General features: G+C 41.8%; 16 protein-coding genes. 6 read left to right on the forward strand and 10 right to left on the reverse strand.

Going from position 1 to position 13,259, the window contains the following annotated elements; all coding sequences use genetic code 11:
- The first annotated feature begins 390 nt into the window (after positions 1-390).
- The gene (locus V7K60_RS24390; RefSeq protein ID WP_334929132.1) at positions 391-624 is read left to right on the forward strand and encodes an EF-hand domain-containing protein; all 234 of its coding nucleotides are present in this window, start codon (positions 391-393) and stop codon (positions 622-624) included.
- A gap of 191 nt (positions 625-815) precedes the next feature.
- On the forward strand, positions 816-1,055 hold the full coding sequence (locus V7K60_RS24395; RefSeq protein ID WP_334929134.1) for a Uma2 family endonuclease: 240 nt from the start codon (positions 816-818) through the stop codon (positions 1,053-1,055).
- 133 nt (positions 1,056-1,188) lie between these two features.
- On the opposite strand, the gene V7K60_RS24400 is transcribed toward V7K60_RS24395, so the two are convergent.
- From V7K60_RS24400 to V7K60_RS24420, 5 genes are all read right to left on the reverse strand, one after another.
- Positions 1,189-1,614: a hypothetical protein gene (locus tag V7K60_RS24400; RefSeq protein WP_334929136.1), complete on the reverse strand. Its 426-nt coding sequence runs from the start codon at positions 1,612-1,614 to the stop codon at positions 1,189-1,191.
- A 76-nt stretch (positions 1,615-1,690) separates the two neighbouring features.
- The gene (locus V7K60_RS24405) at positions 1,691-2,812 is read right to left on the reverse strand and encodes a geranylgeranyl reductase family protein (RefSeq protein WP_334929138.1); all 1,122 of its coding nucleotides are present in this window, start codon (positions 2,810-2,812) and stop codon (positions 1,691-1,693) included.
- A 137-nt stretch (positions 2,813-2,949) separates the two neighbouring features.
- The gene (gene frr, locus V7K60_RS24410; RefSeq protein ID WP_292779525.1) at positions 2,950-3,498 is read right to left on the reverse strand and encodes a ribosome recycling factor; all 549 of its coding nucleotides are present in this window, start codon (positions 3,496-3,498) and stop codon (positions 2,950-2,952) included.
- A complete protein-coding gene (gene pyrH, locus V7K60_RS24415; protein ID WP_334929140.1) occupies positions 3,485-4,213 on the reverse strand; it encodes a UMP kinase in 729 nt (242 codons plus the stop codon). The genes frr and pyrH overlap by 14 nt, the downstream gene beginning before the upstream one ends.
- Positions 4,214-4,284: 71 nt before the next feature.
- Positions 4,285-4,839 (reverse strand): thioredoxin family protein, encoded by a 555-nt coding sequence (locus tag V7K60_RS24420; RefSeq protein WP_334929142.1) that lies wholly within the window; start codon positions 4,837-4,839, stop codon positions 4,285-4,287.
- Between the two features lie 468 nt (positions 4,840-5,307).
- On the opposite strand from V7K60_RS24420, the gene V7K60_RS24425 reads away from it, so the two are divergent.
- Positions 5,308-6,207 (forward strand): alpha/beta fold hydrolase, encoded by a 900-nt coding sequence (locus V7K60_RS24425; RefSeq protein WP_334929144.1) that lies wholly within the window; start codon positions 5,308-5,310, stop codon positions 6,205-6,207.
- A 227-nt stretch (positions 6,208-6,434) separates the two neighbouring features.
- Here the strand turns inward: V7K60_RS24425 and V7K60_RS24430 are convergent, their stop codons facing one another.
- The 3 genes from V7K60_RS24430 to V7K60_RS24440 all read right to left on the reverse strand — a co-directional run bounded on the left by V7K60_RS24430 (position 6,435) and on the right by V7K60_RS24440 (position 7,821).
- Positions 6,435-6,815 (reverse strand): pentapeptide repeat-containing protein, encoded by a 381-nt coding sequence (locus V7K60_RS24430; protein ID WP_334929146.1) that lies wholly within the window; start codon positions 6,813-6,815, stop codon positions 6,435-6,437.
- Positions 6,816-6,824: 9 nt separating this feature from the next.
- Positions 6,825-6,959 carry a hypothetical protein gene (locus V7K60_RS24435; protein WP_334929148.1) on the reverse strand — a complete coding sequence of 45 codons (135 nt, stop codon included), beginning with the start codon at positions 6,957-6,959 and terminating at the stop codon, positions 6,825-6,827.
- Between the two features lie 160 nt (positions 6,960-7,119).
- Positions 7,120-7,821 carry a diacylglycerol/polyprenol kinase family protein gene (locus V7K60_RS24440; protein ID WP_334929149.1) on the reverse strand — a complete coding sequence of 234 codons (702 nt, stop codon included), beginning with the start codon at positions 7,819-7,821 and terminating at the stop codon, positions 7,120-7,122.
- Between the two features lie 61 nt (positions 7,822-7,882).
- Between V7K60_RS24440 and yidD the strand changes: the two genes are divergently transcribed.
- The 3 genes from yidD to ychF all read left to right on the forward strand — a co-directional run bounded on the left by yidD (position 7,883) and on the right by ychF (position 9,728).
- Positions 7,883-8,119 (forward strand): membrane protein insertion efficiency factor YidD, encoded by a 237-nt coding sequence (yidD, locus tag V7K60_RS24445; protein WP_334821667.1) that lies wholly within the window; start codon positions 7,883-7,885, stop codon positions 8,117-8,119.
- 244 nt (positions 8,120-8,363) lie between these two features.
- Entirely contained in the window at positions 8,364-8,591 is a 228-nt protein-coding gene (locus V7K60_RS24450; protein WP_334929151.1) for a hypothetical protein, read from the forward strand.
- A gap of 45 nt (positions 8,592-8,636) precedes the next feature.
- The gene (gene ychF, locus V7K60_RS24455) at positions 8,637-9,728 is read left to right on the forward strand and encodes a redox-regulated ATPase YchF (RefSeq protein ID WP_334929153.1); all 1,092 of its coding nucleotides are present in this window, start codon (positions 8,637-8,639) and stop codon (positions 9,726-9,728) included.
- Positions 9,729-9,915: 187 nt separating this feature from the next.
- Here ychF and V7K60_RS24460 read toward each other — a convergent pair whose 3' ends face one another.
- Both V7K60_RS24460 and V7K60_RS24465 read right to left on the reverse strand, forming a co-directional pair.
- On the reverse strand, positions 9,916-10,827 hold the full coding sequence (locus V7K60_RS24460) for a hypothetical protein (protein ID WP_334929155.1): 912 nt from the start codon (positions 10,825-10,827) through the stop codon (positions 9,916-9,918).
- 135 nt (positions 10,828-10,962) lie between these two features.
- Positions 10,963-13,254 (reverse strand): hybrid sensor histidine kinase/response regulator, encoded by a 2,292-nt coding sequence (locus V7K60_RS24465; RefSeq protein ID WP_334929411.1) that lies wholly within the window; start codon positions 13,252-13,254, stop codon positions 10,963-10,965.
- Positions 13,255-13,259: the final 5 nt, after the last annotated feature.

The following is a 13,259-nucleotide window of genomic DNA, read 5'->3' on the forward strand; positions in this document are numbered from 1 at the left end:
AAGCGTTGGCGCAGCCCGCTGCAGGCATCGCTAGTATAAGTTGCCTTAGTTCGGGTGCAAAATCCCATTTAGTTGAGCCAATACTCCGAACCTGAGCCAGATATCGCTAAAATCTTGTTGCCACACTCTCCCACGGGCCATAATACTCCCATTTCCCGACATCCCACACATAACTGTAATTTTTTTGCTTAATACTTGACAGTTTTTAGTAGTATATTTTACTGTATACCCAGCGGGTTGAAAAATCTCTAGTGGGCGGTCGAGTCTCTTATAAAAAACATTGCCAAGTATAAAAATTTCATTAAATTTTCCTTAACTGTCTTAATTGTCCTTGCGTCTTTGTCAAGATTTTGAGATATTAAATTGAAAAATCAATTCAGATAGAAACTTATGACAACCGAGCAAGAGCTTCAATCTCTTTTTAATACCTTAGATGGCGATCAAGACGGCAAAATCTCCATTAATGATCTTTTTTTAAGTCCTGGCTTAAGTGCAATCATCTCATCAGAAACAAATACCACTAGTCCCCAGGAGTTACTAGTAGAGTATGATTCAGACAAAGACGGTAGTATTACCTTTGAAGAGTTAAAGGAAGCAGTTGAGAAAGCAAGTAATTTAAACTAGCAGTTAAAAAATCAACGCCACACTCACCCCAAAATCCCTCTCTAGCCCACACTAAATCCCTCTCTAGGCAACTATTGAGGGATTTGCCTTTATTTGCCCCTTAGTAACACTTTGCTATCCTCTACAACGATACATTATAGCTAGTAATAACCTACCATCATCTCTGTAGCCACCTCTGTGAGGGTTTTCGATTGGTTAATGGTTTTGACTATTCAACACTAGAGACAGATCGCAAACAAAAAGTGCCTCTTTATACTACAGCAGGAATTGCTGACTACTGGATTTCGGATGTAAATCAGCGTCAGGTTTACGTTTTCCGCGAACCAAGCTTGAAAGGTTACAATCTTGAATTTATTTTGCAGAAAAATACAACCTTATCCTTGATTGCATTTCCAGAAATTGAAGTCCAGATTAGTCAGCTGTTTCCATAAGTTCTACAAATCAAACCTTTATCGTAAATTAAAGGGTTTAAGATCCCTACGTCTATACGTAGTATCAGTTTCAGTCGGGGTTTAAATCCCCGTTTGAAAATGTCTTTAATTTTGAATTTTGAATTTTGAATTGTTAATTCTCTCCTATTGTCAGCAAATACCTAGATGAAATAGCTTTCATTTTCAAGTTAGTAAATTGCACGATCGCCTTTACTAAATCTTGCTGTTCTGGTTGTAAATTTAGTTTTTCTAGCGCCTGCTTAATATTATTACCAGCTCGGAGATTGTGATTAAGTTGGTCACGCTGAGATGAGTTTAATACTGCCACAATTTCCCTATTTCTTCTCTGACGCACAGCCTGGAGTTCCTGGCGTTGTAAGGGAGTCAGGCTAATGTCTGACGAGGTGGGGTAGCTTGCAGTTTTGGTACTTGGAGCGAAAATAACACCATAAGTCGTATTGATTTGAACGGGTGCAGCTAAGGCAATTCCCGGCATGAAGAGGACAAGAGCAAGAATATTAGCGAATATAGACAGCCGTTTTGTCAAGTAAATTGCCATATTGAGAAATGCCTAGTACAATCTGGCGGAAGTTTGCCTACCTTTAACAAGTTGCTCAAGTAACTTATCTGGTTAATTAACCTCCAAAACCAGGAATTAAACGCTTAAGGGCACGACCGGTAACATCGCCATAGCGCAGTTCTCCACACATAATCTTACCCATGATCTGGGGAGCCGAGGGATGCTTAACACCAACTTTGTAGCCAATATTGGAAAAGCGATAGAATGCTCCAGCTAATTTTTGCGCCCAAGCCATCTCAGTACCCAATTCTTCATTAATGGCTTTGCTATATTTTTCTAAAGCATTAGTGTCACTAGAAAGTGCTTCATTAATGGTTGCGGCTGCGAGTAAACCACTAAAAATTGAAGGGCGAATGCCTTCTGCTGTCATGGGATCAACCACACAAGCAGCTTCCCCAGCTAAAACTGCATTTTGCGTGTGCAGCTTTTGATTACCATCCCAAATACATAAGGGATGACCATATTGTTTGCCGATTTTGAGGTCTAGATTCAACGATTTGGCATACTCATCCAAAATATTTTTGAAGTCCTGGGGTTGACGACCAATAAACGTCCCAACACCTATGGAATAACCATCAGCTTTGGGGAAGTTCCAGAGATAGCCGTTTTTAACCAAGCCAAATTCAAAATGAATTGTGGGTTTGTTTTCTATAATGCCAGGGATTTCTGCCTCTAAAGCCCCTGTGAGCAGACGTTTACGTTCTTTGAAACCTAGCCATTTTGCCATTGGGCCTTTGGCACCATCAGCCGCGATTAAATAGCGACCTGTAACTGGGCCATTAGCTGTGTTAACTTGCCAATAGTCACTTTGAAATTCAATACCAGTTACTACCGTATTATCTCGTACTTCAGCCCCTTGCTTCTGTGCTTGCTGCACTAGGAAATGGTCAAAAATATCTCGTCGCACCATCCAGATTGGTTCTTTGGTGGCGATTTTTGCTTCCACGGGGTCGCCCAATTTCCAGGTAAAACGAAGGGAGTCGGCTTTTACAGAAATCGCTGGGCTAAAATCAAAGTCAAACCATTGAGCGATCGCTGGAGATACACCACCACCACAAGGTTTATATCTTGGCAGAGATTCTTTTTCCAACACTAATACTGAGCGACCTTGTTTGGCTAAATGATATGCAGCTGTTCCACCAGCTGGTCCAGCGCCGATGATGATGCAGTCGTACATAAGGCTGAATTTTTGCTCCTCAATTAGTTTATTTTCTATTCAGATACTTGATCAATTTTTGTTAGATACCTAAGAAATAATAAAGGCTGAAGAATTTATCCATTATCCTTCAGCCTTTATACTTAAGACTTTAGACTTTAAACAGTCGTGATGTCTTTTTCTTTTTCTGCCAACAGTGCGTCTATTTTGGCGTTATACTCGTTTGTCAGTTTTTGCAAGTTGTCTTGTTGGTCTTTTGATTCATCTTTGGAGATTTCAGAGGCTTTTTCCTGTTTGCGAATGGCGTCTATGGCATCGCGGCGAATGTTGCGAATAGCAACACGACCCTCTTCAGCATACTTAGATGCCATTTTGACGAATTCTTTACGGCGTTCGCTCGTTAAGGGCGGAATATTCAACCGGATTACAGAACCGTCGTTACTGGGTGTTAAACCCACATCTGAGAGGGAAATAGCCTTCTCAACGATGTTTAGGGTGTTGCGCTCGTAGGGTTGAATTAAGATCGTCGTAGCATCCGGCGTGCTAATATTTGCCAGTGATTTTAAGGAAGTAGGCGAACCGTAATAGTCTACCAGTACCTTATCTAATAGACTCGCATTGGCGCGACCAGTGCGAATCGAGTTAAAAGCTCGTTGAGTTGCCTCAACAGTTTTTTGCATCGTACTTTCAGCTTCAGCTAATTTCACAAGAACCTCCCACAAGGGTGCCGATGGATTCTCCCAAGACTGCTCGGTGGATATTTCCTCGCACCGTTAGGTCAAATACCAGAATTGGGATATTATTTTCTTTACACAAGGCGATCGCAGTACTATCCATCACCCGCAAATCTTTGGCTAAAACGTGCGCGTAGGTTAAGCTATTGTAACGCTTGGCGTCAGGATAAATATGAGGATCGGCATCATATACTCCATCTACTTTGGTGGCTTTAAAAATCACCTCAGCATCAATTTCTGCGGCTCTTAATGCCGCAGTAGTATCTGTAGTAAAAAAGGGATTTCCAGAACCAGCACCAAAAATTACCACCCGCCCTTTTTCAAGATGACGGATAGCACGACGACGGATATACGGTTCTGCTAATTCTTGCATAGCGATCGCAGTTTGCACCCGCGTCTGTACTCCTATGTGTTCTAGCGAATCTTGCAGCGTCATGGCATTCATTACCGTGGCAATCATCCCGATATAGTCAGCGGTTGCCCTGTCCATCCCCGCCGACGCTGCTTTGACGCCACGAAAAATATTGCCGCCGCCAACAACTATGGCGATTTGAGTGCCAGTGGTTATCACCTCTGCTAGTTCTTGTGCTATTCCTTTGACCACTTCGGGATCAATGCCATAGCCCATGTTGCCCATTAAGGCTTCACCGCTCAGTTTGAGTAAAACCCGTCGGTAATTCGTTCCCATGAAGTTACGCTTTATCAAAAAAGTTGCAATTGCCTCCAATTTAAGATAGCAGTTACAGGGACTATCTATGTCTAGTTACGCCAAATCAATGTAGTACCTACTGGTTCTGTTTGTGGTATGGCTATTTCTTCACCTTTAAACAGAGAAGCGATCGCAGTTCTCAAATAATCCTGTCCCACTGATGATGGCTTTTGGGGATGATTATCAATTTTACCTTTGTAACGGACTATACCGTTAGTATCTATTAGAAAGGCCGTTGGTGTTTTTGTTGCGCCGAAACTACCGGTCACATCTTGCGTTGAATCCCACAGGTAGGGGAAGTTCAACTGGTGACGTAGGGCAAAAGCTTTCATGTTTTCAAAGCTTGACCTAGTGTCGTAGTCAACATTACTACCATTCAGTCCAATTAGTGTGAAGCTTTTTGGGGCAAATTCGGCTTGAATGTTTTTTAGTCTGCCTAAATACCACTCTACATAAGGACAGTGGTTACACATGGAAATAACGCCGACTGCTCGGAACTTTTCAAGATAACGCCTGAGATGGTGTACTTGACCATCAATTCCTGGCAGTTCAAAATCTGGTGCGTAGCTTCCAACGGGAGTATCAATTGTTTCTAGTAGATTCATGTTTTCTGGCTCGCAGAATTAGGAACAAGAAAAATATTGTTAAATTCAGCGTCAGTTTCCAGTTGCAAACCACCCCTTAGCCGATGCCTCATATTCGCCAATCTTATAGACCAAATTTGCGATCGTAAATTGTGAAACTACTGAATCTAGCACTGATGTTAATTTACTCACATCTAAAAAATAGCCCAAATATTACTCATATTAGAGAAGTTATAATTTCTAATACTGACATAATCTCAGTTGTGAGTAAATTACCTCTATCAACAAGATGAGAACTCTCTATACTGGATAAAATTATCAGCTTAATACTAGTATTATCAGCCTAGAAACTTTTGTGGTATATATATAGGCTATCACTAGAGCAAAGGGTTTATTTTGAAAATCTGATAAATTTTATGCAAATTAAAAACAATTTTACTTGTGCCTTGCTACTGAAAAACTTTTAGCATTCTTTACATCAAATTTATCATGACAACCTCAAGTTCAAAAACAGCACTTAACTCTACAAAAACCTGGATTTGGCAAGATTTTCCGATCTGCTATCAAACCCAAGGAACTACTGGCCCAGCTGTTATCCTGGTGCATGGATTTGGTGCTTCTTGGTGGCACTGGCGGAAAAATATTCCCGTATTAGCGGAAAATTGCCGTGTTTATGCGATCGATTTGATTGGTTTTGGCGCTTCCGCAAAACCTCAACCTGGTGAAAAAATTACTTACACATTAGAAACCTGGGGACAGCAAGTAGCAGATTTTTGCTGCGAAGTTGTCGGTGAGCCAGCTTTTTTAGTTGGAAATTCTATTGGCTGTATTGTCGCCATGCAAGCCGCAGTAAGCAACCCAGATATTGCCTTGGGAGTTGCATTACTCAACTGTTCTTTACGGCTGTTACACGATCGCAAACGGGTAACTTTACCTTTATCTCGTCGTTACGGAGCGCCTCTACTCCAACGTCTGTTATCTATCAAACCAGTTGGTGATTTCTTTTTCAATCAACTCGCCAAACCGAAAACGGTGCGGAAAATTCTGCTGCAAGCCTATGCGAATGCTGAGATGGTGACAGATGAGTTGGTAGATATTCTCACTTCACCAGCAAGCGATCCAGGGGCTGGTGCTGTGTTCCTAGCTTTTACTTCTTATTCCACAGGGCCTCTACCAGAAGAACTTTTACCACTGTTATCCTGTGCGGTGATTATCTTGTGGGGAACGGCTGATCCGTGGGAACCAATAAACTTAGGTAGAGAATTAGCTAACTTTCCGCAAGTAGAAAAGTTTATTCCTTTAGAGGGAGTAGGGCATTGTCCCCAGGATGAAGCGCCGGAGTTAGTCAATCCGATTTTACTCGATTGGATTTTGGAGCGATCGCGGTAATAGACTCGGCTCAATTTTCACGTAATGGGTGATATTGAATATATTCAAAAAGATTTATTTTTTGTTGATTGAGCCGATACGAAAAATTGACTTTTTACCACTTTTTCTTGGGGTATGATTTCTCTGCTAATATTCCTACGGAACTTCAGGAAAAAAATGAAGAAATATTTATTGAGGAGATTATAGAAAAACTCAATGCTATCAAGCCTGTTCTTGAACCTGCTCCCTTACTTCCTGATAGATTTCCACTCTCCAAAGTAGGGGCCACGTTCAATAGTGCCATCGGGCATAGTAGTATCCCAAATTACATTCATGGCTCTACAGATAGCGTCGTGGGCAATGGAAGCACCTCGGAAATCAGCACAAATGAAAACGTTATGCTCACCACCATACAAAAATCTAGCTTCACGGAAAATAGCACCGATGGCATTAGCATGATACAAGTTACTTCCAACCAAATCAGCACCAATCAAATAACACCTAAACAAATTAACGCATTCCAAGTTAGCATCCCTGATAATCGCACCATCCAACCGAGCTTCTCTCAGAGAAGCACCAAAGAGATCGGCTCCACTTAGATCGGCTCCCCTCAAATCGGCTCCATGCAAATTAATATTTCACAAGACAGCACCTTCGAGATCAATGAACTCTCGCCCATATCCTCTTTCTCTAATTACCACAGCCCCAGCAAAGTTACGTTTACCGGAAGTGTACTTTTTCAACAACTCTTCAGTGGTAATTTCCCAAGCCATAATTTAAGATCCAATTTCTTTTCTAATCTCAAATATAGTGCTACTGAGATATGATCTGATTTACTCAACCCCGAAACGTTGCAGGCTATTTATTCACTAACGATGAATTTTTGACACTATCTCTTATTTGCTCAATTAGAAATAGTACTCAAGGTAATTACTAATTCAAAACTAACTGACTTAAAAAGAAGGCAAGTGCTGCACTACCCAAAGGAACTGTCAAATTGTCAATACCTAAAAATGAAACAGCTTCTAAAGCAGTAGCTATAACTGCGACTAACAGTGATACTGCCCAAGTTTGCCAACTGTTTCCTTGAGTTCCAACTAAAATCAAACTACTTACGAGATAGCTAACGAGCATCATAGTTAGGGAGCCTTCCCAACTTTTTTCTGTCCCAAAAACTTTATACTTATGTTTACCAAAACGCTGCCCAATCAAGGCTGCTAGTCCATCTCCCCAAGTCATTATCAAAATTCCGAGTGCTGCGTACTGGGGTTGTTGCAAGTACCAGAACCAGGCAACTAAAATACCGAAACTTACAGAGTAAAAAAATGTCCCTAAACTTTGCCGTCCGACGCTATTAATACCAGGAAGAATGGGCAATCGGTAGGATAATAAGGTGATTGCACTCGCTAAAATAGAAGCTGTAATCCCGACACTGGCGGGAATATCTAGCCACCAAGCGATTAAAATCACATTCCCAGTGCCAATATGAACTATCTTCCGCACGATTTCTGGCTTGTCGGTAAAGCGGTTTATCACCCATGCAATCAGGAGGATGAGTAACACCCAAATTGCAGCCGACGCAATTTGCAGCCATAAAACCGGAATTGAGGTGGAGTCAGAAAATGTAATTAACAAAGATGCAACAAAATGAGAATTTTTACCTCTGTTACTAATTTATAAGATTTGGGTAGCTGCAATGAAATTATTATTGATTTGGCTAATTCGGGGCTACCGAATGTTTATCTCGCCATTGTTTCTTCCGACTTGTCGCTTTCAACCAACTTGTTCAATGTATGCTATTCAAGCCATTGAACGATTTGGAGTGTTTCGTGGTAGCTGGATGGCAACTCGGCGGATTTTACGCTGTCATCCGTTTCATCCAGGTGGTTACGATCCAGTGCCAGAGGTGGTAGAAAAGGTAAAGGAGCAGTAGTTTTGTGCAAATGGTGGCGAATTGAGGTTGGAGTTTAAACGCAAAGGGGAGGCAGCGCGTTGCGGGGGTTCCCCCCGTTGTAGCGACTGCCGTCGCGCAAAGGGAAGCGCAAAGGGACGCAGAGAATGACAAGAGCGGTAATTTATTAAAGGAAGTGTTCGTGGGTATAGCTATTTGGGGAGATGTCAACAGATGAGGTTGTCATCTAGCGTGGAAAGGTTGAATAATTTAATTTAGACTTACCATGCTGAATCTTACTGCGATTTCTATACCCGATCCACAAATTCCTACTCCTGGTCCGAGTCCACTACCGAGTCCCAATCCTGAGCCGAATCCGCTACCGAGTCCCGAACCTGTACCTGGGCCAGCGATACCCCAACCTTTACCTGGGCCTGTACCAGAACCAGTACCTGCTCCCATTCCTCAGACGGTTCCAGCACCAATTCCCCAAACCATACCAGAACCTGTTTAGATTACCTTGGTAATGTAATTCAAAATCTCAAATCTAAAATCCAAAATGCTAAGAGCCGGAATTGTCGGACTTCCCAACGTCGGAAAATCTACTTTATTTAATGCTGTAGTTGCTAATGCCAAAGCAGAAGCAGCTAACTTCCCTTTTTGCACGATTGAACCGAATGTCGGCGTTGTCGCAGTACCGGATGAACGGTTAAATGTTCTTGCTAAGATTGCCAGTTCGGCACAAACTATCCCGGCGCGGGTTGAATTTGTAGATATTGCCGGTTTAGTTAAAGGTGCAAGTCAGGGTGAGGGACTAGGAAATCAATTCCTGTCCCACATCCGGGAAGTTGATGCGATCGTTCATGTGGTACGTTGTTTTGAAAATGATGATATTATCCACGTTGCTGGTTCTGTTGATCCAGCACGAGATATTGAAATTATTAATATAGAGTTGGGTTTATCAGATTTAGCACAAATTGAGCGGCGAATTGACCGCACTCGCAAACAAGCTCGTACCAGCAAAGATGCACAGTTTGAAATCACAGTCTTAGAAAAATTAGCTGTGGTTTTAAATGAAGGTAAATCGGTGCGTCAGGTGAGCTTGAACGAAGAAGAAACAGAAATTATTAAAGGACTGGATCTGCTTACTTATAAGCCAATTATCTACGCCGCCAATGTATCTGAAGATGAGTTGGCAACTGGTAATCATTTTGTGGAAATAGTGCGGCAAATTGCAGCGACAGAAAATGCTCAAGTTGTGATAGTTTCGGCTCAAGTTGAAGCGGAATTAGTAGAATTACCAGAGTCAGATAAAGCTGATTTCCTCGCGTCTTTAGGTGTGGAAGAAGGCGGTTTGAAATCATTGATTCGGGCAACTTATATGCTTCTAGGCTTGCGGACGTATTTTACTTGTGGTCCCAAAGAAACCCGCGCTTGGACAATTAATACGGGAATGTCTGCACCTCAAGCTGCTGGTGTAATCCACAGTGATTTTGAAAGGGGATTTATTCGCGCCGAAACAGTCGCTTATAAAGACTTGGTAACAACTGGTTCTATGAATGCTGCGAAGGAGAAAGGGTTGGTTCGCAGTGAAGGGAAAGAGTATGTTGTGCAGGAAGGGGATGTAATGTTGTTCCGATTTAATGTGTAGGGGTAATTAATGGGTGGTCGTTATCGATGAGATAATGGTCAACCTACACTAGGTTGCGATCGCCCTAAAAATATTGACAAAGTATTCAATATATGCATATTAATGTTTAAGGAAACTGGTTGGCGATCGCAAATAAACAAGCTTGGACAAGCAATTGATCGTCCTTCCTTTCTTGTGCCGATCTTTGTCAGCTACTTCCACCCACAATGTACACATAAGAACCTAAATTCTCGTCGTCTGTACCAACTACTACACCGCCTTCTGCACCGGGAACAAGTTCCATAGCTTCAATTTTGTGATAATTAGAGCGGTAGAGAGGAACAAATTGAGAATTTTGCTGCCATACAATTTTGTTGCCACGCAATCCCAAGTAACCAGCTACATACACAGCCGACTGAAATGGGCCATCATCCCCAGCATCACTTGCTGAAGTGATATATACAATTCCTACGGGGTCTACTTTAATATCTGAAATATGGCGAACATTTCCAGATGGAAACGGTACTTTTAGATTGGCAGAACCTGCGAGGGTAATTTGATATTTAGCCAAGTCAAACATTCCCCAAAAAATAGTTGCTGGTTGTTCTCCTTCACCTCGATGTCCCCAAAGAGCAACTAATTTACCATCTATATTTTGTAATCCAAATGATTCAAAGTTATTTCCTTGAATAATTCCTGGTAGATTGAATTCTTTGAGAACTGAGATGCTTTTATTGGCAGGCTCGAACCTGATGTGATAAGCTTTCCCAGAACTGCTTAAAGCTATAAAAGAAAATTTTGTTTTCTCTGGAACAGATGTTAAAGCTTCTAAGTCTATGGGCAATTCTGTATTATTTGGCCAATTCAAGGGGAAATATTCAGGCTGCCTTTTACCCTTAATCGTAATAATTGCTAAACGACCTTGGTTTTTTTGTTTGTTGTCATGGACAATCAGAAAATCGAGCCTATTGCTTTGTTGCTCTATCAAAGCTATACCACTGATACCGAAAGGGATGCCACCGCGAACCGGACGCCAATCTTGCGCCCAAACTTGCTGGGATATGAGTAACAATGCACCTAAGACTACTATATTGATGATTAACCTAAGAAACCGAGGCATATTGATTTAGCCAAGCTGTGAGTATCGGTAAAAGGAGTGTGTTAACAGATGCTCAATCATATCAAATCCAAGGAATTTGCACTCACATCAATAAAGCAGTTTTTTATACTTAAGATTAATAGTATAATTACGTAATTACTTGACTTCCGATAGTACTTTATGTAAAGAAAGCAATAATTCGTTGACAGTATAGGGCTTCGACAAAAATGTATTGACACCAATAGCTGCTACTGCACTGAGCTTATTGTCAGACATAAGTCCAGTGCTGGCAATAATTTTGACTTGGGGGTTAATTTTTTGCAAGGTACGCATGGCTGTTAAACCATCCAGTGAGGGCAGCATAATATCCATAAGGACAGCACTAATTTTGTCTCTATTTTGAGCATATAGCGCGATCGCCTCAATGCCATCACTGGCAACTAAGATTTTGTAGTTGTGAGCTTCTAATGATGTTATCGTAATCTCTTGAATGGCGGCTTCATCATCTACAACCAAAATCAATTCTCCATGTCCTGTCTGTGGTGGCAAATCTTCGGGGCTGAGTGTTTCTATTCCCCCCACTGCTGGCAAGTAAACCTTAAAGCTAGTGCCACTTTCCGGTTCACTATACACGTTCACAAAACCTCCGTGACTTTTAACGATCCCCAATACTGTGGAAAGTCCTAAACCAGTGCCTTGTCCGACATCTTTTGTAGTAAAGAATGGCTCGAAAATTCTATCTAGCATTTCTTTAGGAATCCCAACTCCAGTATCGGAGACAGTAGTCACTATGTAAGACCCCTCTTTGGCTTCTAGGTTCATGCGCGCATAATTTGCGTCAATCAACATATTTTCGGCAGAGAGACTCAAAGTACCGCCATTAGACATAGCATCGCGGGCGTTAACGCAGAGGTTCATCAGCACTTGATGCAGTTGGGTACTATCTCCAGAAACCATCCACAAATCTTGCGGTACATTAGTGCTGATTTCTATCGATTTGGGAAAGGTCTCTTTAAGAATCTTGGCAATTTCCACAATTATATGTTTGAGTTGCAAAGTTATGTGCTTCCCTTCTACACCCCGTGCAAAAGACAGCACCTGTTTGACTAAATTAGCACCGCGTCTAGCGTTAATTTCTAAAATTTCTAGTAGATGACGAGTCCGCTCATCTGCATCGGGAAATTTCAGCGATAGCAGTTGCGCTCCTGCCAAAATCGGTGTCAGGATGTTGTTGAGGTCGTGAGCAATACCACTAGCTAAAGTGCCAATACTTTCCAGGCGTTGAGCGCGAAATAATTGGGCTTCTAGATGCTTTTTCTCGGTAATATCTGTGTCAACGGTGAGAATTGATTTGGGTTTTCCTTGTTCATCGCAAACCAGACTCCAGCGACTAGCCACAAGGACCTCTTTGTTCATTTTAGTAAGTTTTGTTAACTCACCCTGCCATTTACCTTGACTAATAGCTTGCAATAGAGCCGCTTCAATTTCCGGTGAAGGTTCATCATACAAAAGCTCACTAGCATTTTTACCCCGAGCCTCTGTAGCTTGCCAGCCGTAAAGTGTTTCTGCACCTTTGTTCCAGAAGATAATTTGATTGTTTAAATCTCGGACGCAAATGGCATCTGTGGTGACATCTAGTAATGCTGCTTGTTCGCGAATTTTTTCTTCTGCCAATTTGCGATCGCGTAGCGCAGCTTGTCGTTCGCTAATATCTATACTGGCGCATGTCACCCCGATAATTTCTTGGGTTTCATTCCGTAGTGGCTCGACAGTTAAATCGTAATATCGCGTTGTCTCTTTGATAGTAATTGATACTTCTTCTCGCGTTCCGATGCCTGTACTCAGCACTCCACGTTTAATTGCAATCAGACGTTGAGCATCTTCTAATGGAATGATATCTAAGTCTTGTTTGCCCAATATTTTCTCAACTGTCAACCCAGATGGGGGATTGTAAACCCAGGTGTACCGTAAATCTCTATCCTGGTTGTAGACAAAGATTGGAGAGTTTTTCAGAGCAACCCGAAATCGCTCCTCACTCTGCCGCAGTGCGTTGTCTGCCCTTTGACGTTCGATGGCATAACGCATAGATCGCACCAGCAAGTCACCAGTTACTTGCCCCTTCACTAAATAATCTTGCGCTCCTTGTTGCATTGCGCTAGTTGCTAGGGTTTCATCATTTATACCCGTCAGCACAATGATTGGAGTTGCTTTTGCCTGATTGTGAGCAATGACAAAGGTTTGTAATCCCTGGCTATCTGGCAGCGAGAGGTCTAACAAAATAACATCAAAAATTTCGTTTGTTAGGTAGTTGACTGCTTCATAAAGCCGTTTAACGGGCATCAACTCAACTACAACTGTGGTAACTTCTTTGAATAACTCTTGTAACAATAAGACATCACCAGGGTTGTCTTCTATTAACAAAACTTTAATAATATTTTCACCTGCCATTTCCA

Origin of the sequence: Nostoc sp. (genome assembly GCF_036917555.1) — a bacterium.
Lineage (GTDB): Bacteria > Cyanobacteriota > Cyanobacteriia > Cyanobacteriales > Nostocaceae > Nostoc.